24 protein-coding genes are annotated in these 20816 nt (G+C 38.5%); 9 read left to right on the top strand and 15 right to left on the bottom strand.

Annotation, left to right across the window (positions count from 1 at the left end; genetic code table 11):
- Positions 1-35: 35 nt before the first annotated feature.
- The 3 genes from VB691_RS25275 to VB691_RS25265 form a co-directional block, all read right to left on the bottom strand.
- The gene (locus VB691_RS25275) at positions 36-632 is read right to left on the bottom strand and encodes a biopolymer transporter (RefSeq protein ID WP_323294290.1); all 597 of its coding nucleotides are present in this window, start codon (positions 630-632) and stop codon (positions 36-38) included.
- Positions 583-855 (bottom strand): helix-turn-helix transcriptional regulator, encoded by a 273-nt coding sequence (locus tag VB691_RS25270; RefSeq protein ID WP_323294289.1) that lies wholly within the window; start codon positions 853-855, stop codon positions 583-585. The genes VB691_RS25275 and VB691_RS25270 overlap by 50 nt, the downstream gene beginning before the upstream one ends.
- A 186-nt stretch (positions 856-1041) precedes the next feature.
- Positions 1042-1653: a chorismate lyase gene (locus tag VB691_RS25265; RefSeq protein ID WP_323294288.1), complete on the bottom strand. Its 612-nt coding sequence runs from the start codon at positions 1651-1653 to the stop codon at positions 1042-1044.
- A gap of 153 nt (positions 1654-1806) precedes the next feature.
- Here VB691_RS25265 and VB691_RS25260 point away from each other — a divergent pair, with 153 nt between their 5' ends.
- Together VB691_RS25260 and VB691_RS25255 are read left to right on the top strand one after the other, a co-directional pair.
- The gene (locus tag VB691_RS25260; RefSeq protein WP_323294287.1) at positions 1807-1941 is read left to right on the top strand and encodes a hypothetical protein; all 135 of its coding nucleotides are present in this window, start codon (positions 1807-1809) and stop codon (positions 1939-1941) included.
- A 10-nt stretch (positions 1942-1951) separates the two neighbouring features.
- Positions 1952-7180: a cadherin domain-containing protein gene (locus VB691_RS25255; RefSeq protein ID WP_323294286.1), complete on the top strand. Its 5229-nt coding sequence runs from the start codon at positions 1952-1954 to the stop codon at positions 7178-7180.
- A gap of 82 nt (positions 7181-7262) precedes the next feature.
- Here VB691_RS25255 and VB691_RS25250 read toward each other — a convergent pair whose 3' ends face one another.
- From VB691_RS25250 to VB691_RS25235, 4 genes are read right to left on the bottom strand one after another with little or no spacing between them, the layout of a single operon-like run.
- Positions 7263-7481, bottom strand: a complete 219-nt coding sequence (locus VB691_RS25250) for a type II toxin-antitoxin system HicB family antitoxin (protein ID WP_323294285.1) — start codon at positions 7479-7481, stop codon at positions 7263-7265.
- Positions 7468-7686: a type II toxin-antitoxin system HicA family toxin gene (locus VB691_RS25245; RefSeq protein ID WP_323294284.1), complete on the bottom strand. Its 219-nt coding sequence runs from the start codon at positions 7684-7686 to the stop codon at positions 7468-7470. Before VB691_RS25245 ends, VB691_RS25250 begins: the two co-directional genes overlap by 14 nt.
- A 19-nt stretch (positions 7687-7705) precedes the next feature.
- A complete protein-coding gene (locus tag VB691_RS25240; protein WP_323294283.1) occupies positions 7706-7912 on the bottom strand; it encodes a DUF6887 family protein in 207 nt (68 codons plus the stop codon).
- Positions 7909-8091 carry a DUF6888 family protein gene (locus VB691_RS25235; RefSeq protein ID WP_323294282.1) on the bottom strand — a complete coding sequence of 61 codons (183 nt, stop codon included), beginning with the start codon at positions 8089-8091 and terminating at the stop codon, positions 7909-7911. Before VB691_RS25235 ends, VB691_RS25240 begins: the two co-directional genes overlap by 4 nt.
- 70 nt (positions 8092-8161) lie before the next feature.
- Between VB691_RS25235 and VB691_RS25230 the strand changes: the two genes are divergently transcribed.
- The 6 genes from VB691_RS25230 to VB691_RS25205 all read left to right on the top strand — a co-directional run bounded on the left by VB691_RS25230 (position 8162) and on the right by VB691_RS25205 (position 11513).
- Positions 8162-8770, top strand: coding sequence for a PEP-CTERM sorting domain-containing protein (locus VB691_RS25230; RefSeq protein ID WP_323294281.1), 609 nt, complete (start codon positions 8162-8164; stop codon positions 8768-8770).
- A 172-nt stretch (positions 8771-8942) separates the two neighbouring features.
- Positions 8943-9194, top strand: a complete 252-nt coding sequence (locus VB691_RS25225) for a hypothetical protein (protein WP_323294280.1) — start codon at positions 8943-8945, stop codon at positions 9192-9194.
- Positions 9195-9202: 8 nt separating this feature from the next.
- A complete protein-coding gene (locus tag VB691_RS25220; protein ID WP_323294279.1) occupies positions 9203-9394 on the top strand; it encodes a hypothetical protein in 192 nt (63 codons plus the stop codon).
- A gap of 101 nt (positions 9395-9495) precedes the next feature.
- On the top strand, positions 9496-9633 hold the full coding sequence (locus VB691_RS25215) for a hypothetical protein (protein ID WP_323294278.1): 138 nt from the start codon (positions 9496-9498) through the stop codon (positions 9631-9633).
- A gap of 75 nt (positions 9634-9708) precedes the next feature.
- A complete protein-coding gene (truB, locus tag VB691_RS25210; protein WP_323294277.1) occupies positions 9709-10599 on the top strand; it encodes a tRNA pseudouridine(55) synthase TruB in 891 nt (296 codons plus the stop codon).
- Between the two features lie 188 nt (positions 10600-10787).
- Positions 10788-11513: a hypothetical protein gene (locus tag VB691_RS25205; protein WP_323294276.1), complete on the top strand. Its 726-nt coding sequence runs from the start codon at positions 10788-10790 to the stop codon at positions 11511-11513.
- Here the strand turns inward: VB691_RS25205 and VB691_RS25200 are convergent.
- The 5 genes from VB691_RS25200 to VB691_RS25180 all read right to left on the bottom strand — a co-directional run bounded on the left by VB691_RS25200 (position 11510) and on the right by VB691_RS25180 (position 15437).
- Positions 11510-12295: a sulfite exporter TauE/SafE family protein gene (locus VB691_RS25200; protein WP_416245537.1), complete on the bottom strand. Its 786-nt coding sequence runs from the start codon at positions 12293-12295 to the stop codon at positions 11510-11512. The two genes, VB691_RS25205 and VB691_RS25200, sit on opposite strands and share 4 nt — an antisense overlap.
- Before the next feature lie 3 nt (positions 12296-12298).
- Positions 12299-12853 carry a rhodanese-like domain-containing protein gene (locus VB691_RS25195; RefSeq protein WP_323294274.1) on the bottom strand — a complete coding sequence of 185 codons (555 nt, stop codon included), beginning with the start codon at positions 12851-12853 and terminating at the stop codon, positions 12299-12301.
- Positions 12854-12912: 59 nt separating this feature from the next.
- The gene (locus VB691_RS25190; protein ID WP_323294273.1) at positions 12913-13437 is read right to left on the bottom strand and encodes a DUF3122 domain-containing protein; all 525 of its coding nucleotides are present in this window, start codon (positions 13435-13437) and stop codon (positions 12913-12915) included.
- A gap of 256 nt (positions 13438-13693) precedes the next feature.
- The gene (locus tag VB691_RS25185; protein WP_323294272.1) at positions 13694-14386 is read right to left on the bottom strand and encodes an MBL fold metallo-hydrolase; all 693 of its coding nucleotides are present in this window, start codon (positions 14384-14386) and stop codon (positions 13694-13696) included.
- Positions 14387-14498: 112 nt separating this feature from the next.
- Positions 14499-15437: an NAD(P)-dependent alcohol dehydrogenase gene (locus VB691_RS25180; RefSeq protein WP_323294271.1), complete on the bottom strand. Its 939-nt coding sequence runs from the start codon at positions 15435-15437 to the stop codon at positions 14499-14501.
- A gap of 108 nt (positions 15438-15545) precedes the next feature.
- Between VB691_RS25180 and VB691_RS25175 the strand changes: the two genes are divergently transcribed.
- The gene (locus VB691_RS25175; RefSeq protein WP_323294270.1) at positions 15546-17372 is read left to right on the top strand and encodes an FAD-binding oxidoreductase; all 1827 of its coding nucleotides are present in this window, start codon (positions 15546-15548) and stop codon (positions 17370-17372) included.
- A gap of 78 nt (positions 17373-17450) precedes the next feature.
- Here the strand turns inward: VB691_RS25175 and VB691_RS25170 are convergent, their stop codons facing one another.
- The 3 genes from VB691_RS25170 to VB691_RS25160 form a co-directional block, all read right to left on the bottom strand.
- Positions 17451-17693 (bottom strand): HNH endonuclease, encoded by a 243-nt coding sequence (locus VB691_RS25170; RefSeq protein ID WP_323294269.1) that lies wholly within the window; start codon positions 17691-17693, stop codon positions 17451-17453.
- Between the two features lie 75 nt (positions 17694-17768).
- Positions 17769-18161 (bottom strand): KGK domain-containing protein, encoded by a 393-nt coding sequence (locus VB691_RS25165; RefSeq protein ID WP_323294268.1) that lies wholly within the window; start codon positions 18159-18161, stop codon positions 17769-17771.
- Between the two features lie 83 nt (positions 18162-18244).
- Complete coding sequence (locus tag VB691_RS25160; RefSeq protein ID WP_323294267.1) at positions 18245-20728, bottom strand: dynamin-like GTPase family protein; 2484 nt, start codon at positions 20726-20728, stop codon at positions 18245-18247.
- Positions 20729-20816 lie beyond the last annotated feature (88 nt).

Here is a 20816-nt window from a genome sequence, read left to right as displayed (position 1 = left end):
CTCAGGGAGTTGTTGAGGTTAATTTGTGGAGATATCTATTTTATATTAGTTTCTGGGTTCCCAGGTAAGGATAACGGTGCATTCAAACCCCGATCATATATAACAATATCCCATTGTCCCGAACGGTTAAACTCAAAGGCAACAAAACGGCCATTACCACTAATTGTAGGATGACGAATTTCTCCGATCAAATCTTGTGTAATATTCTTACCCTGTAGGGTTTGGCGATCATAAATAAAGATATCAGATTTACCTTCTTGCTCAGAAACATAAACAATATATCGCCCGTCTGCACTAATATCAGGTTGATCCTGAACCGTCCCAGGTTGGTTTAGCCCTGGTAAAGACAGCAAACGGCCATTTTGAGTATCGTATAACCAAATACTCCGTTTTCCCTGACGATCAGACGCAAACACTAAATAACGCCCTTCATAGGATAAACGAGGATGTTGTTCCGCTGATGTGCTGTTTAAAGTATTTCCTAAGGGTTGCGTTGGGGGTGTGACAAAAGCACCTTCTGTGCAACCACTCAAGTTAATGGCAATACTACTGACAAGGACTATTAAGGCAACATTAACCCATTTATGATAACATTTCCCTACTTGATGGTAGCAGACAACAATTAACATCATTAAGGCACACTTTACCCCATTGCAAAGCCCAACGCACCAATTCTACCCGATTTTCTGTTTTCGTTTTGGTCAGAATATTGCTAATGTGATTATCTACTGTCCGTTTACTAATGTCTAGTTTCTCAGCAATTTCGAGATTAGTTAAACCTGTAGAAAGTAGGTCAAGAATTTCCATTTCTCGGCCAGATAGGGACGCAGGGGTTTCAAAATTACCACTCGCCATAGGTGTTTTTTCCGTAGTACATTTACTTATTGCGTTCCTTTATTGTAGAGGATAGTTGAGTTTTAGGAGAGATAAGTTGGCAAAATGCAATTGATCACCTGGTGAAGTACCCAACTAAACTTAGTTATAGTTGGGGTACCTCCCAATACAACAAAGATTCAGGGCGATCGCGCTTAGATTAAACGTTTAACCTAAACTGGTTTCTCCTAAATATTTCCGTAAATAAGGGGAAAAAACTTCATAAATTAGGGTCAAAGGTTTGCGATCGTGCCAAAATAAATAATGTCGTCCCCAAAATGGCCCTTTTTCCTGAAAAGCATCTTCTAATACAGAAGAATTACCATAATAAATCCCTTGGATATCGCGGTATAATTCTGTATGCAACCGTGACAGACTTTCCCATATCGGTAAAGAACGATTTTGCAGATACTCATCTACATGGTTTCCATCCCACCAAGACGCAGCATAAGCTAATCTTTGACCAGAAGCTGTCCTTAACCATACCTGTCGCCTTAACCTCGGTTCAGGTATAATGTCAATCTGCGGTGGGGCCCCATCATTTTCCCTACCAATGGGAGACATATCTATCAGATCAACCTCGGTTTTTTCCGTCGTCAACAATTGTAAATGACGAGTCGGGGAACCGTCACCCAATAACAAAATTTGCCACGCAGGGGATAATTGAGAATGGGGTAAGCCTTGCTTTACGAGATCTTCGCCGCCTTCCCAAATAATTTCAAGGGCGTGCCATTTATGGGATAAAGTGCTGCTGTGAGATGGTTTCAGGTTAGCTGTCAAGGTTCTTAATAAAACTTCACTAATCTTTAAGTTTTATCATAGCAAAACCTTAGTTATTTAATCAATAAACCTTAATTGAGGGTTGGGGACTTAAGCGATCGCGTTTGTGTCCCTTTGTTATAATAGTTAAAATTAAAAGATTCAACACGGTTTATGAGCAATTCTGTCCTAGAAACTGTTATTCAGCAAATAGAAAAACTAACACCTGATGAGCAAATATTTCTATCTAAGCATTTAGACAACCTTTGGCAGTTTACAAAGTGCGATCGCAGCAGCACTAGCAGGTGATGAGATTTGGGTGGCTGCGGGGACTTATAAACCGACTACGGGAACGGACAGAACCGCGAGTTTTACCCTGAAAAATAATGTGGGGATTTATGGGGGGTTTGCAGGGACGGAAACTGCCCGTAATCAGCGCGATATTGCCACTAATGCCACGATTTTAAGTGGTGAAATTGGGGCATCAGGGATTGCTGATAATGCGTATCATGTGGTAAGCGCGACGGGTACGATTTCTAATCCTCTGGGTAACAGTTCTATTCTGGATGGGTTTACCGTTGTTGGCGGTAATGCCAATGGTACAACGGGAAATCAAGGTAATGGCGGTGGGGTGTATGTTTCGGGGGCAAGTCCAACCCTGCAAAATATCACTTTCCGTGATAATAATGGGGTTAATGGTGGGGCGTTATATAACGAGTCTGGTAGTAATCCTGTCCTGACTGATGTGTTGTTTGAGTACAATACGGCAACGCGAGGGGCGGCGATTTACGATGATTTGAGTAGTCCCCAGATTACTAATGGCACTTTTCGCCTGAATACGGCGATTAATGACGGGGGTGCGATTTATAACACCAGTAGCAGTAATCCTACTATTGTTGATTCGGTTTTTAGTCGGAATTCTGCGAATACGGGCAGTGGTGGCGCGATTTTTAGTAATCTGAGTAACCCCAATTTGATTAATAGTACCTTGAGTGGTAACGTGGCAGTGACTGGGGGTGCGCTGCATAATGTTTCGAGTAGTGTAGCATTGCGAAATAGTATCCTTTGGGGAAATCAGGATAGTAGCAGTACGGGGAATCAGGTTAATAATGGTTCCGGTGGTAGTGTTACGGTTACGAATAGTATTATCCAAGGGGGAGGGTTTACGGGTGCGACGAATGTTGACCCTCTGTTTGTCAATGCGAAAGCGGATGATTTACGCTTAAAATCGGGTTCTCCTGCTTTAGATGCGGGAGATTCTACTTTATTACCCCTCGATAGTCGAGATTTGGATGGGGATGGCAATACTTCGGAACGGATACCCCTCGATTTGTCGCGTAATACCCGTGTTGCGGGTGCAAATGTGGATTTAGGGGCGTATGAAGGGGCAGAACTCGCTCCTGCGCCTACTCCTGCGGCGATTCGCACTATTTTTGTACGGGCAAATGCAGGGGGAACTAATAATGGTACGTCTTGGGTTGATGCGTTTACGGATTTACAAGGGGCGTTAGCAGCAGCGAAAAGTGGGGATACTATTTGGGTTGCAGGGGGAACCTATAAACCGACTACGGGAACGGACAGAACTGCAACTTTTACCCTCAAAAATCATGTGGAGATTTATGGGGGGTTTGCTGGTTCGGAGACGAGTTTAAGTCAGCGTAATGTTGCCACTAATGCCACTATTTTAAGTGGGGATATTGGGACGGTTAATACTGCGAGTGATAATGTTTATCACGTTGTTACTGGTAGTAATACAAGCAATACAACGATTTTAGATGGGTTTACTATTTCAGGAGGAAATGCTAACGGAGCAGGGACTAATCAGAATGTTGGTGGGGGGATTTTTATCAGCGATGGTAGTCCTATTCTGAAAAATCTGATTTTTGAGAATAACAATGCTACAAATGGTGGTGGACTTTACAACGTATCGGGTGCTAATCCTTTACTGACTAACATCACTTTTCGTAATAATACTGCTACTAATGGAGGTGCTATTTTTAACACCAGTAGCAACTCAACTTTAACGGATGTAACTTTCACGAATAACACCGTTACCAGTGATGGGGGAGCTATCTACAATGCCTCTAGCACTTCCACTCTAACCAATGCTACCTTTACCAGCAATACAGCTTCTAGTGGGGGGGCAATTTTAAATACGAGCAGTAACATTACCCTTAATAATGCTACTTTTAGCAGTAACATATCTAGTTCTCCTAATATTGGAGGCGGTGCAATTTATAGCAGTGGCGGTAGTTCCACACTGAATAATGCAACATTTTCGAGCAATACTGCTACTTCAGATGGAGGTTCTATCTATAACACTGGTAGCAATTTCACTCTGAAAGATGTGGCTTTTAATAATAACACTGCCAGTAGTGATGGTGGTGCAATATTTAGCACTGGTGGTACTTTCAACCTGACTGACGCAGATTTTGTACAAAACCGTGCTACTGCTGGTTTAGGGGGTGCTGTTTTCCTTCAAACTACTGGTGCTACAATCACTCAAGCTGATTTCTTACAAAACCGTTCTGCTAATGGTGGGGCAATTTACAACAATAGCAATAATGTTAGTGTCACGAATGCTAACTTTACGCTGAATATTGCTGATGCTGCTGGTAGTGTAGGTGGTGCTATTTACAATCAAAATAGTAATAATCTACAAGTCATTAATGCTGCTTTTAGCCGTAATAATGCTGCTTCTGCTGGTGGTGCTATTTATCAGTCATCTGACGCTAATGCCTTCATTACATCAACCACTAATATTACGAATAGTTCGTTTAGTGGTAACTCTGCTGGCTCAGGAAGTGTGGTGTTTAGTATAGGTCAAAATAACGTTAATAATAATCTTGATCGCTTTTACAATACCACAATTCGCAACAGCATCATTTGGGGAAATGGAGGAACAGCAATTAGTGATAGCACTTTTTCTACGACTACAGCCACCAACAGCATCATACAAGGCGGACAACTTGGAGGAACAAACGTTGACCCCCTCTTTGTCGATGCCATCAACGACGACTTACGCCTACAAAGCACATCTCCTGCCATCAACGCAGGTAATAACGCCTCCCTTCCCGCCGATACCCGCGACTTAGACGGCGATAGCAACATCACCGAAGCAATACCCTTTGATATTGCCCGAAATCCTCGTGTTAACGGTACAAACGTCGATTTAGGTGCATTTGAATTCGTCCAAAACAGCGCACCCGTCCTCAATGATACTACCTTAACCGTACCCGAAAATAGCCTCTTAAACACCCTTGTAGGCACAATTACCGCCACCGATGCCGATAATAACCCTTTAACCTACAATATCACCGCAGGGAATCCTAACCTCGATGGGGACGGGATTTCCGCCTTTACCATCAATAATAGCGGACAAATTCGCGTAGCTGACCCCGATGACATCGACTTTGAAGTTAACCCCAATAACCCCCTAACCGTCTCCGTCAGCGATGGAACTTTAACCGACACCGCTATTATCACCGTTAACCTCACCAATGTTAACGAAACCCCCAACCGTCCCCCCGTCGCTAATGATGCTACTTTTAGCCTCGTTAAAACCAGTCCCATTAATACCACAGTCGGTACAGTTACCGCGAGTGACCCGGATAATAACCCATTAACCTACAGTATTACTGCCGGAAATTTAGACAGCGATGGGGATAATATTCGGGCATTTAGTATTAGTAATGCGGGGGTAATTACTATTACTGACCCTGACGATATTAGCAGTCAAACTAACCCCTTTAACCTAACAGTTACGGTTAGCGATGGTGACTTAAATGATACGGCTGCTATTACCGTTAATTTAACCAATCCTCCCAACCGTGCGCCAGTCGTTAATGATAGTGTTTTCAGCATTTCAAAAAATAGTGCTAACGGTACAGTTGTCGGAACAATTAACGCCAGTGACCCCGATAATAACCCCTTAACTTACAGTATTACTGCTGGAAACTTAAACACCGATGGCGATACTACCCCCGCTTTTGGTATTAGTAATACTGGCGTAATTACGGTTACAGATGCAGATGATATTAGCACACAAACTGACCCCTTTAACCTCACAATTCAAGCAAGTGATGGCAGTTTAACCGATACAGGACTTGCTGCCATTAACCTGAATAATGTTAACCCTGTCAGCTTCCAACTCAAACTTTATGAAGATAATAATGGTGTAGTTGGCAGTGAAATTACAGGAAATAATGCCATTCTCGGTAACAGTTTCTTCGCAGAGGTTCGCATCGGTGATATTCGCACCAATGCAGCAGGTTTAATCATTAATTCCCTTGATTTTGGCTTTGCTGCGGATGTTGCCCAAAATATCAATAACTTTGCTGATATTGGCAATGTAAATAGTCCCTTAATTACCTCTAATTTCCCCTTATTCCGAGGCGGTACATTAGACAATACTAACGGATTAATTGATAACTTGAGTGGGGGTTCAGTTCCTCAAGCAAGTCAAGGTACTGCCATTGGAATTAATCAATTAGACCGCTTTAGTTTACTACGCTTTAATGTTGTCGGAACACGGGATAATTCCAATTTAACCCTTACATTTGACCCCACTCAAATCGGTTTCGCTGACGGTACATTTGCTGACCCCAATGGTAATCTTAGCTTAACCCGTAATATTATCATTAATGATGCTCCCATTGTGAGTACCATTAATAACGTCAACCTAGCAGAAAGAAGTGCAGTAGGAACCGTAGTTGTCGCCGGAAACTTAGTAGAAGCAACTGATGACGCTTACGGACAAACCCCCACATTTAGCCTTAGTACCTCTCCTAAAGATGGTTCAGGAAATGACCTTTTTGCTATCAATGCTACCACCGGAGAAATTACCTTAACCCAAGCAGGTGCTAATACCATTGACTATGAAAGTGGGGTCACATCTTACAATTTAGGAGTCAAAGCAACTGACGGATTTAAACTCTCGACTGAAAAGGCATTTACTGTTAATATTACCAACGTTAACGAGGGAACAATTGTAGTAGATAAAAATGCCATAACCTTCGGGACAAAACTTTCTCAATACCGTACAGGTGCAACCGATAGCCTGTTTATTCGTCCCAATTTTGCTGACCGAACCCAATTCATTGACATTACTAATACCGCAGTCGGAACAGATGACGTTTTAGCGATTTCGGGTATTACGATTAATGCCACAAATGTCACCACAAATGCCAACTTTAGCAATGGAGATATTTTACTAAATCCTGGAGAAACCCGCCGCATTGCTTTAACTTATGCCCCCACAGCAGCACGACAAAACTTTAATGTTGCTGATGGTTTAGTGATTAATAGCAATGCACAAAATGACTCATCTTTAGATGTTCGTCTCACTGGAAAATCTACCTTTAACAGTGATATTTCTTACGATGGAACTGTTAATTTAAGTGATTTAGTTACCTTGCAAAAACCAGGTTTATTCGGTAGTAAAACAGGACAAACAAATTATGATCCTACTGCGGATATTACCGGAGATGGCAACATTAACCTAGCAGAATTAGTTCCCTTAAATGCAGAATTTGGATTAGTTGTTTAGATTAACTTTGTAGGTTGGGTTGACGAAAGGAAACCCAACAATTCGGGTTAATTATGATGGCTTTTGATGGGTTACGCTGTCGCTAACCCATCCTACAAAATAAAGGTTCAGGTAAAGGTTCATTATCTGCTTCATAAGCAATAATTAGGGATTCTATAGCCTCTTTCCCATTAGCAACAGCTTCCTCATAAGTATCTCCGTGAGTGCGCCAATATTGCCCTGGAAAATCAGGTAATGCTACCAAAAAACAATCATCTTCATCAGACCATTGAATGACCATGCGATATTTAATTTGTTCCATTTTCTTGCCTCCTCTTAACTTCTCGAATTGCTTGTTTTACTTCTTTTTCTTGATAAAGCTTTGCATCTGCACTGTCTTTTCCAGAAACAGTTATTTTACCAGAATATAAAGAATGTACCCAGTTTGTATGACTACCTTTTCCTGGTTTTTGAATAAAACCCATTTGGCGAAGCATTTGCTTTAACTCTCTAACTTTTTTAGGCATTTTTTGTGAATTAATAGAGTTAATCCGAGATTTGTTTGATTTTATCTTTGAAAATTGCTTCTACTTCTTCATAAGACATAGATAAAGGGTAAGGATATTTAGTGGTATTTTGTTTACGACTTATCAATACTTCTAATGCTCGACTAAAAGCATCTTCATTATTTCTTTGTTCAGACATATAAAGACGTAATTCAGCATTTGTCATTTCTTCAAGAGGTTTACTCATGATTCAAACTCCCAATCTCCATTTTCATCAATTAAAATTTCAATGCCTTCATTTATTCCGGCTAAGATATAGATGGTTTTTAGCCTTTTATCATAACGAAATAAATAAATTGATTGATACAAGTTAGAAAGTAACTGACAAACAAATATGGCAGCATCTTTCTGTTTATCAGTTGGCAAGGTAAAACACTCCAACAAATGATCATTTCAACTGTCTAATTGCACTATTATAACTCAGGAGAACAAATTCATGTCAAACTTAACCACTCAATTCAATCTCAGAACCGATAATAATGGCATTCCTGGGACAATTATTAATAGTCCCCTTAATTTTGGTGATAAGTTTTTTGTTGAAGTCTTAATGGGAGATATTCGTCCCGACGCAGTAGGAATTATTAGCAGTAATATTAGTCTTTCATTTAATCCCAATCAACTGCAAAATATTAATAATTCTTTCGATATTGCTTCTCTAAGTAGTCCCCTTTTACCTGCTAATTTTCCTCTATTTAGAACAGGAATATTAGATAATAATAGTGGAACAATTACTAATTTAGGTGGGGCAGCTTTCCCTAGTATTAATTTTGGTTCACCCATAGGAATTAATCAATTAGATACCTTTAGTCTTCTTATGTTTGAAGTAGTTGGAGAAGAAAATTCAATCATTACTCTAGATATTGATTTGACACAAACAGGTTTTAATGATGGAACATTGGCTAGTCAGTCTCCAAATCAAAATCAATTTACTCAAGATATTATAATTAATAATACTCAATCTGTGCCTGAATCTTCAAGCATTTTTGGAATCTTATTAATGGGGATTTTGCTGATGATATCTGCGCTTAAAAAATTTCCAGGTTGAACCGTAAAAAACACATGAAAAATGCTACACTGATATATAGCAGTCCTATTTCAGTTGTGAGAGAAATATCTCAGAATAGGGGTCGGGGCTTAGGGAATCTTACAAATCATTTAGGATTGCTATATAATAACTCTTGATAAACACCGATAATTTTAGTCAAAGATGTAAAAAAATGAATGTTCAACTTGTGGAATCTTTAGTTAATGCAATTAAATCCTTGTCCCTCGAAGAACAGGAATTATTAGGAAAAAAACTTAAAGATCACCCCTCTTGGGAAATTGCATTAGAACGAATTGACGCAACTCGAAAAGCCATTTATGAACGTCGTCAGGGAAAACCATTTGAAAACGATGTTACTGAAATTATCCATCAAATGAGAGAAGAAAGAGATCGACAATTGATGGAAGGAATTATTAATGAATAGAGAAAATAATGACTAATAAATTTATTTGTGTTGATTCTAGTTTTATAGTTCGACTAACAACAGTTGAACCTTCTATAACAATATATGGTCAACTTTGGCAAAAATGGATGACTGAAGAATATTTAGTGATTGCGCCAACTTTATTGTGTTACGAAGTTACTAACGTATTTCATCGTATGAAAAAGCTGGTCAAATTTTAGATACAGAAACGCAAACCCTCCTTACAGAAGTCTTAGATTTACCCATTCAATTTCATGGAGATTATTACCTCCATTACCAAGCAATAGAAATTTCGCAAACATTGAGTCTTCCTGCTACTTATGATGCCCATTATCTGGTATTAGCTCAACGATTTCAAGCAGATTTATACACTAGCGATAAACGCTTATTTAACAGCGTTAAATCTTCTCTGAGTTGGGTTCATTTGGTTGAACCGTAACACACACAATAATTAATCAGTGTTAGCATTTTTTCTTTTTGACTTAATCTACTGAAAAATGCTACACTGATATATATGTTAGGATTTATTGCTTTAAATAAACCATCGGGGTTAACGTCTCATGATTGCGTCGCTAGAGTGAGACGACTGTTAAAATTAAAGAAAGTGGGCCACGGGGGAACCCTTGATCCTTTAGCTACCGGAGTTTTACCCATTGCCGTAGGGAGAGCAACCCGTTTACTGCAATTTTTACCGGAAAATAAGGCTTATCATGCCAAAATTCGTCTAGGAATGCAAACTACAACGGATGATCTCGAAGGAGAGGTAATTAAGACGCAACCGGCCCCTAATTTAAGCTTAGAAGACATTCAACCCCTATTAAAGCAGTTTATCGGCAGTATTCAACAAATTCCCCCGGCTTATAGTGCTATTCAAAAAGACGGAAAACGCTTGTATGAGTTAGCTAGGAAAGGGGAAATCGTAGAAGTTCCGGTAAGAACGGTTGAAGTCACGAAAATTGATATATTAGGGTGGTATCCTGGGGAATTTCCCGAATTAGACTTAGATATATATTGCGGCCCAGGGACTTATATTCGGGCGATCGCCAGAGATATTGGCACAAAATTAAATATTGGGGGAACCTTGGCCGGGTTAAAACGCACCGAAAGTTGTGGGATGATACTATCAGAAACAATTACATTAGAAGAACTTAAAATACAAATTGAACAAGAAACTTTTTCCTTAATTAAACCGGAATTAGTTCTACAACATTTACCCATAATTACTCTATCTTTAGAAGAAGGTAAACGCTGGTGTCAAGGTCAAAAGATCCCTATTAATCTTGAATTATTATCTTCAATTATACGAGTTAATGATGAAACAGGAGAATTTTTAGGGATTGGAAATTTAAGGGAAGAAGATGACTATCAATTACTAATTCCCCAAGTAGTTATTAAATTGTACTAGGACATAACAGTGTTATGTCCCTACAATTATCAATTATCATTGCTTCCCTTTTTTTCCACTTAAGAGTCAAAATTAAAGGCGAATTTTCCCAAAATATGGGACTGACATCCCAGGAGTCGATCGCTTAAGCTGAGGTTAATGATAAATCAACACCCAATCATCGGTGTGAGGCAAGGGGAGGCTTAATTATGTTTAACTTAAACTACGGTAAATCAGGCACTTATACAGCGATCGCCCTCTTAATGGGAATTACAGCTATTGTCCCTTTTTATCCTTTACAACCCGCAACAGCGCAATTATTACCTCAACCTAGCAGAAATTCCACACCTAGCAGCGGAACCGTCGCCATTCCCGCAGGAACGCGAATTCCTATGATGTTTGATGATGGAGAAAAGATTTTAGTCAGTGAAACAGAAATTGTCCCACTTACCTTAAAAACCGCCGCCACTGTTCGAGATGGTAACAGAAATGTATTAATTCCCGCAGGTAGCGACGTGGTGGGAGAAATTCGCCCCGCCAGAGGTGGATCTCAATTTGTTTCCCGTGAAATCATCATCAATGGTCAAACCTATCCTTTTTATTCTAACTCTGCCGTAGTGACCACAACAGAAACCATTAACGAAGGGGCCAGTATTGGAGAAATTTTAGGGGGAACCGTGGCCGGGGCCGGGGCCGCTGCTATCATTGCCGCAGTAACGGGCGATAATAACATTGATGCTTTAGAAGTGTTAGCAGGGGCCGCGGTGGGAACCTTGGCCGGATGGGGTTTACCCGAAGCTGGAATCATTGGGGGAGGACAACGTGAAGTGATTTCGATTGATCCTAACCAAGATTTAACCGTGACTCTGCAATCAAGTTTTTCTGTTGCGAATAACAACTATCGGGGGAATGGCTATCGTCTCAGCTTCTTCTAAGGTTGTTGAACCAGAATAAAGGTGGCGACGGCGATCAAAAAATAACCAAAGCCTTTTTGTAACTGCTTACCCTCAATGTATTGGGATAAATAAGCCCCAAAAAAGGTTCCAAAGGCTGCAACAACGGTAAAAGATGCCATTAAACCCCAATTTAAGGGAACGGTTCCTAAATAACCCAGAAACCCTGCGAGGGAATTGAGAGTAATAATTAATAAAGATGTACCAATAGCTTCTTTCATGGGGGTATTGCCCAACAAAACTAAGGCGGGAACAATAGCAAAACCGCCACCAACCCCCACCAACCCCGTTAAAATGCCGATGGCTAGTCCTTCAGTGATCAGCCACAGCCAACAATATTGACAGATGGGAGGAGGATACAACTCAGTATCCTCTTTTTTTTCTGGAGATGACAAGGAACCTTTACGAATCATTAAAATGGCGGCAACTAACATCATCACCCCAAATAACGAAAGTTGCAGGGTTTCTGTTATAAAGGGCAAATGAGCTATTTTTGCCCCGCAAAACGCCCCTAACATAGTTGCTGACCCAAATATTAAAGCTTTTTTCAGGTTAACGTTGCCTTTTCGCCAATGGGGTATGGTTCCAATTAAACTAACGGTTCCCACAATAACTAAGGTCATGGCGATCGCAGTTTTGGGAGAAATGCCCATGACGTAGACTAAAATAGGAAGGGCCAAAACCGAACCACCGCCCCCTAATAATCCTAAACTTAATCCAATACAACCTGCTAATAAATGACCGATAATTTGTATCCACATGATGGTTTATTGGTTATTAATTTGGTTATAGGGCAGTTTTATTAAGAGGTTAGCCATCATACAGGTTCCTGAGATTCCTGCAAACATTAATCCTGCCCCAACAAAGCCACTTAAAATTAAAAACCAAGGGGAAATAAACGCGCCTAATATTGTTCCTGTAAAGACTAAAGAACCAGCAACTATTTGTACTTGTCGCATAATAGGAATCGGGGCATTTTTATTGATTTGTGTGGCATATCCTTGTTGTTTCCAAGCATTTAGTCCTCCTTCTAAATGAGTTATTTCGGTGTAACCTGATGCTAGGAGTTTTTGGGCTGCTTGATAGGAACGGTTACTGCTTTGACAATAGAGAATTAATGGTTTATTTGTTGTTTCCTGTTGTAATTCATTGGGATCAAATTGTGATAAAGGAAATAATTTTGCTCCGACAATTCTTTCTCTAGCATATTCCACAGGTTCTCTAACATCAATTAAGGTGATTGTTTTACTATCAATTAATTGTTTAAGAGTTGCGGGATCAATGGTATTAATTGCTTGGTTTTTGTTAACTGTTTGACTCATGATAATCTCCTGATTTTGATTTCTATGAATTCTGTAATACAAGTCTTGCTTGTGACAGCCTAGAAGGCTGTGTTACTTGTTAAAGTTTCAGATATTAGATCCGGTTTCATGATAATATTTGTCCATTCTTCTAGGATAAAATAAGGAATTTTGAGAGTAGTATCGTTGTTTTTTAAGGGTAATTCTAAAACCCAAAAATTGTTACTTTCTAATTGATTCAGAATCGGAGTAAAGTCATATTGTCCGACATTGGGGGCAAAGGCTTCTTTATCATTAGCAAAAATATCAGGGACTTTTACAATCACATTATCCTTTATTTTAATAATTAAGGGTTGAGGATGAGCAAATTCAAAAACATCAGGAAATCCCACTAATCTCAGATTAATTTGAGGCGGTTTATCATCTTTAATTTGTTTGAAAAAAACGATTTGCCAAGAATGATCTGATGTATCTCGCAGGGTTTGTCGAGATTGATAAAGTATAGTATTCGCTGATGTTTTGGTTTCCCGAATTAACGCATAAGCCGGATCTGTTAATAATAAAATTAACCCAACACTCAAAATTAATATTAAAAGTTTTTTCATGATTCCTCCTTATTTAAACAATGTGTATTTTTTAGGATCTAGTAGGGGTTTAACACTGTTAAACCCTGACATCAAACTTTGTTAAACTGAGATCTTGCACCTAGCTTTAAAACCCCGATTTTTTACCAAAAAGTAACGAAGTTAATAGGGTTTCAGTCTTTAAAAATCGGGGTTTTGTGATCGTTTAATCATGGTGCAAGATCTCAGTTAAATCCTGACACAAAACCTTGTTAAACCCTGACATAATATCAACAAATTACATTGCAATTTTGCCACAACTTTGATTTGCAGGAACAGCTTCCATCATCTTTTTAGGATTTGGTAAGTTAAGATTATTCATGAAGGTGATAAATTGTGAGCGATCGCGTCCCAAAAAACGAGGATTCCATTGTTTTTCTTCCCCAATAGTCGAAACCGTTTGTCCCCGATAGTCATGGCCAGGATAGACAAAGGTTTCATCAGGTAAGGTAAAAAGTCCCTGCGTCACAGAGTCGTAGAGGGTTCCTGCATCTCCACTTTGAAAGTCTGTCCGTCCACACCCCCGAATAAATAACGCATCCCCCGTTAACACAGCAGTTTGGTTGACTAAATAGGCCAGATGACTGTCCGTGTGGCCAGGAGTTGCGATCGCTTCAATGACGATATTTCCTAATTTTAAGGTTTCCCCATCCCTTAAAAAACGGTCTGCACAGGCAATTTGGGCATTTTCTGGCACAATTCCCAAACATCCCGTTAATTCTCGCAGTTTTCCCGTTCCCGTAATGTGATCCGCATGAATATGGGTTTCTAAACAGTATTTTAGGGTCAGTCCTAATTCCTGCAACAGTTGGCGATCGCGGGGAACTTGTTCTAATACAGGATCAACCAGTAACGCTTCTTTGAGAGTGCGATCGGCGATTAAATAGGTATAGGTCGATGATTCCCCATCAAACAATTGACGAAAGAGCATGGCTTTATCGTGATTTTCTTATATACTTTTATTATACAACTATTTAGTAATATGACAGTGCCTAGGGTTAATTCATGAATTTACCCTACAAAATATTTATTATTGATAATTTTCAAATCTCAATTACAATTTTACCGACTGCATGACCTTCTTCACTATAGGTGTGGGCCGCAATAATTTCTGATAAATTATAGGTGCGATCAATAATTGGGGTAATTTGTCCTTGTTCAATTAAGCGTGTTAATTCAGCTAGATCTTGAGGTTTAGTTTCTGCTAATAAAAATTTTACTTGTTTACTGGAAAAAAAGGCCAGAATATTATCAATAATTAATTGTGAACTGGGCAATAAGGTAATATAAACACCTTGAGATCTTAAACTATTTTTGCAAGCAGAAAAAGAACGGTTACTAACTGCATCAAAAATAATATCGTATTGCTGCCCATTTTTTGTAAAATCTTCTTGAGTATAATCAATTACATGATCGGCCCCTAATTGTTGTACTAGAGGAATGTTTTTGCTACTACAAACAGCCGTTACTTCTGTCTGGTATGCCTTAGCAATTTGCACCGCAAACGTACCTACACCACCCGATGCGCCGTTGATTAAGACTTTTTGACCATTTTTGATATTTGCCTGATCTCGTAAAGCTTGTAAGGCCGTAGAAGCTGCCAAAGGAACTGCTGCTGCTTGCGAGTAATTGAGGTTATTCGGTTTAGGAGAAATGAACTGAGGAGTTGTTACTAAATATTCGCCGTAAGCACCACCAGAATTTGGTTTAACGAACCCATAAACTTGATCTCCAATATTAAAATTAGTAAGGTTTGTACCCACTTCTATCACTTCCCCAGAAAAGTCCGAACCCAAGAACAAAGGAAACTTATTTCCCGTGACAACACGCAACATTCCCCGTCGAATTTTCCAGTCAATGGGGTTAATACTACTGGCAAAAACTTTGATCAGTAATTGTTCGGGAGTGGGAGAAGGTTTAGCTACCTCTGTATATTGTAAAACATCGGGGGAGCCATATTGATGAAAAATTACAGCTTTCATGACAGTCTCTTAAAAAAGATTCTACCTATGTTAATTTTAGCATTTTTTTGGGCATTCTAAAGGTAAAAGCTCCAAGACGTTACATTATTTTTTTTCAAAGTTAACGCTATGCTAAAAATTAAGCTGTTTAATTCACAACATCCCCTAGAACATCAGGAACTAGAATTAAGTGATCATCGTCTTAAAGATGATGGTTGTTTAATTGGCACTTCTCCTACTTGTGGTCTTGTACTTCCCAGTATAAAAATCAAAGAAGTTCATGGCAAGTTATTTACAGAAAAGGGACAATATTTCTTCCAAGATATTACAGGAGAAAGTAACACCCAATTTAATGATGAAATAGTTAAAACTGAGCAGTCTTATCCTTTAGAAACTGATGATATTATTCGCATTGGTGAATTTGTTTTAATTGTTGATGGACTTCCTGTTAAAAAGAAATCCCAATTTAGTAAAAGGAAAGACAAAAAAAATCAAGACAATAAACCTGCTAATAAGCGAACTTTACAAAATATTAAATCTTTAACTAGAAGAAACAGTCGTACTCAGGAAAAAACGGCTGAAACTTCAATAAAATCTGCTGATAAATCAACATCTCAAAAGACAGCAGTTACTCAAAATAATTTATCTTCTATTGCAGCATCTAAAATTCCTATATTTCCCCAACCATCTGTCACTTTATCTCCTCCTTTACCAACAATAAAAACCCCTGATATTGCTATTTCAAAACAGTCCTTAACTCCTGCTAATTCTTCCCTTGAGCAAACCCCTATTTTAGAAGGAATGAAATGGTGGACAAAGGGAGAATTAACCGTCCGTTGTATTAATATTATTGAAGACACTGAGGATGTTAAAACCTTCCGATTTATGGCAGATTCTCCCACATTATTTAATTATAAACCGGGGCAATTTGTCACATTAAATCTTAATATTAATGGACAAATAGTTAAACGTTCCTACTCAATTTCTTCGACTCCTTCACGGCCCCATACTTTAGAAATTACAGTCAAAAGAGTTCCTCCTCCACCTGATGTCCCTAATGCACCTCCTGGACTTGTTTCTAATTGGTTACATGACCATATTAAGGTAGGAGATGAAATCAAATTAACAGGGCCATCTGGTAAGTTTACTTGTGTCGATAATAACGCGGTTAAACTGTTATTTATTTCCGCAGGAAGTGGTATTACTCCGATGATGTCTATGTCTCGTTGGGCTTTAGATACTGTTGCAAATCGAGACATTGTTTTCTTACATAGTGCGAGAACTCCTCATGATATTATTTACCGCAAAGAATTAGAAGCAATGACAGCAAATCATGTTAATTTTCATCTCGCATTAACCATAACTCGCGCTGCTATTGGGGAACCTTGGTGGGGGTTTACAGGCCGTTTAAATGAGGTTTTATTACCTGCTATTTGTCCTGATTTTAAAGAACGAGTTATCTATGTTTGTGGCCCTGATGGGTTCATGAAAGGGGTCAAAAATTTGGCTGAGAGTTTAGGGTTTCCTATGAACAATTACTATCAAGAAAGTTTTGGGGGTGCTAAGAAACAAACTCCTGTATCTTCTGAGTCTAAAAATGGTCATTCTGCGGTTGTAATACCAACCCCTTCTATTACTAAAAATGGTCATTCTCCTGCACCTAAACCTGTTTCCTCTCCTGTTGTAACTAAGTCTTATCCTGTGGTATTTTCTCAGTCAGCTAAAGAAGTTATGTGTGATGAAACAATGTCTTTATTAGATTTAGCTGAACAGGAAATGATTGAGGTTGACTGTAGTTGTCGGAGTGGGGGATGTGGTAGTTGTAAAGTGAAGAAATTAGAGGGAGAAATCCACTATGATAGTGATCCTGATGGTTTAAGTGCTGATGAGCAAAATGAGGGCTATATTTTGGCTTGTATTGCTCATCCTAAAGGACGAGTTGTGATTGATGTTTAACATCATTAATTAATCTTTGGTAGGGGTCAACGGCCGTTGAACCCTACGATTTTCTGGGTATAATTTTAATCATTAAACTTAAGTAAAATGACGACGAAAACGAGCATCAAGATGATGTTTTTTTTGTTGATTACAGGGTTGACAAAGGGTTTGTAAATTACTCATATCATTACTACCTCCTTTTGCTAAGGGAATAATATGATCAATATTTAAAATGGTTTCTTGTTGTTTTTTACCACAACTTTTACATTGATAGTTATCTCGTTGAAAGATATAATCTCTGACTGATTTTGGTATAGGTATTCTGGGAGTTTTAGTCATTGGTTTTATTTTTATTATAAATGATGTAGTAAGGTGGGCATTGCCCACCCTACAAATGTTTATGGATACAATAGTTTAAGATTGATTCATCGATTGACGAATATCATCTAAGGGTGATTCTGGTTCGTTGATTTCAGGTTCATCAGGAATGAATTCTAAGGTTATTTTAAGTCTTATTTTACCTTTTTTCCATCCGTTAGAACCTACTTTTAAAATCTCACAGTCTTTGCCATTTGTTAGCCACTTATAATTGTTAGTAGATCGATTTTTATAATCATAAATTTTAGCGCACTGTATTCCTGATTTCTCTAAATATTCAACTAATTTATTAGATAATTCACCTTCTAAAAAAAGGCGAATTATATTTTTAAATTTAGAAATTTTACGCATTGAATCAGCACCAAAAGCAATCACATCATCATCATTCTCTAAATACTCATTATGATCACAAACTCGATTATTACTCATGATAAACTCCTAAAAAACTTTGTGTATTTGAAACTTTGCACGGGTTTAGTAGGGTGGGCATTGCCCACCTTAAAAACGACAACCTAAATAATATTCAACACCTCACTATTTTCACTATTCCCATTACCATTACTCACAGAATTATCAACAGTTACAGCCTTAACAACATAGTCTTTTAACTGTAAATTTTCCTCACCAATTAAGGGTAACTGACGATCATAAACCTGCATTGCTTTGAGACATTGATTAATGCCTAAAACTGCCTCATTATATGCCTCAATTTTCTCCTTAATTTCTCCTTGTAAACGCAGATTTTTATCAATCTTTTCCTGTGCTTCCTGTTCCAAAGTTTGCCCTAAATATTCCCTTGCTTGATCATAATGCTGCAAAATCATATCTGCTTGTTGATCTGCCATAGGTAATAATTGACTTTTCAGAGTTTCATTGATGGTTTGACGGAAATATTTACGGATGGTTGCTGATACTTTTGGCTCAAAATCTAACTTCAATAATTGACGAATTGCTGGTTCAGCTTCCACCATACTGCTACAGTCATAACCTTGGGAAGTTTGCTGTAAAGTTTGACGAAATTGATAGATCGAAAATGTATTTTCGTCATAAAACCTTGGACTTTCTCGTACATAGCGATCGCATTCAACTTTAGCCTCACTTACTAAAGCATGAATTAAGCTAATTTCTACCTGTTTTAATTGGTTTTCTATTCCCCCATCATTGCCCAATAAACGGTATAATTTACGGTAATATTCGGTTTGTTTGACCCGATCTAATAAACGTTGACAAAAAGCATTAGTTAAAGTTTTAACACCCTCAACTAAAACATTCTCTAACTCATTAGCGAGGTAATATAAGGCCTCAACTAAAATGGCAATTAAAGGCACAGTGGCATTGCGTGGATGACTTAAAGCAGCGTTGCGATGGGCATTTTGAACCGAAAAAGTATTCACTAATTCATCAAGACGACTAACCATTCTTGCTTTAAGTTTTTGGAAGTCTTCTTCAAATAAATTGTCACCATTGACAATGATTTCATTGACTTCATTGGCAATATAATTTTTAAATTGTAGTCCCACTTCTTGTAACTCATGATTTAACCGAGTTAACTCCTGTGCTTTCATGGCATCAATTTCACGGGGTTGACTTTCTAAGTCTCGATAATGATCAAGATAGTATTTCCGTAAAGTAATGCACAAGGGTTGTAAATCATCTGCTAAAGTAGCAAATAATTGAGGTCTTTTTTCTTCTGTTAAATAGCGAGTAATAGAACTGCGAAAATCTTCAATTCCACTATCAACAATTAACTGATTAATCAGAGGTATTCCCCATTCGCTGAGAATGCGGATATAATTCTCATTGGGGGTTTCATATCCATGAACAGATACTTTAAATTCTGTGCGGGTTAACTTACCAGAATTGGCACAATAATTGTTAAATTCACTGATAAATTGGGGGGTTTCTTCTTCTCCTCCCATGCTTTTGACACTCTCAGCAAATAAGGTATCAAGTCCGAAACGGTTACTACTATTAGTATGTTTAATTTGACTACCATAAAACCCTAATAACCCACTGGTTTTATGTAGCCTTGATGTGTCTCGAAATTGACTTTGAATGAGACTATCAAGACGTTGACGCAGTTGGCCATTGTACCAAGTTTCATCAATGCGGTTAAACACATAAAACACGCGATCGCGGATGCCTAAATTAGCCCGCATTTTCTCTAAAAGTTCTGTTTCTTCTGTTGTCATATCCCCCGCAGAAGCAGGTTTTAAGACACAAACAACCGCCGAAGTATCGGGATGCTCAATTTTGCGATAAGCTGCCTCAGCATCTTTTTTAACAGGGGCATCAATTCCAGGTAAATCAACTAAAACGTTACCATCTTTTAAGAGGGGATGATGACAATAATAATCTAATCGTTTTAGTACCGAACTATTGCTACCTCGACGGGCATAACTTGCCGCTTCTGTCAAGTTAGAAAAGTTAAATTGTTCCATGGAATAAGTAGCAGCATTGATGGTATGAATACGATCTCGATTTTGGGTAAAACCTTCTAACAAAAGCATTAATGCTTTGGCTTGTTTTGCTCGTTCCCCTTTACTTTCTCCTCCTTCCTGTTCAATAATTTTCTGACAGCAGTTATTCAAAAGTTCTTTGACTTCAGCTTGATTAATATTGGCAGAATTTTGAAGATTTAAGCGTTGACAAAGGGCTTGTATTTGCTCCCGAATTTCTAATTCACTGAGAAAAGTTAAAACTACCCTTTCTTGTTCGGGTTCGGCATAATAAATATGACATTCTGTTCCTGTTGCGTGACCTTCTGCACTATACAATAATTCCCGTTCTAATAGGGCATTAATTAACATAGATTTTCCCGCACTAAATGCCCCGGCAAAGACGATTTCAAACTGAGGAGAAACCGCTTTTTTTAGAGATGCTTCGATCGCACTTACATCTTGTTGAGAACGCAAAGAAGGTTCCTGATACAAGAGTTCTAGTAAAAGATTGACATGAGTAGATAAATGCTCACATTGGGGAAGACTTTGACTCATAGAGATTATCCAGTTAGTGATATTTCTCTCTTAGAGTTCCCCAATTATGAGTGTAAATCATCATTATGGTTAACTTAATTTAGGTTTA

Source organism: Crocosphaera sp. XPORK-15E (assembly GCF_034931425.1).
Lineage (GTDB): Bacteria > Cyanobacteriota > Cyanobacteriia > Cyanobacteriales > Microcystaceae > UHCC-0190.
Note: the sequence above shows the minus strand (reverse complement) of the source record. Positions and strands in the feature narration are given on the sequence as shown.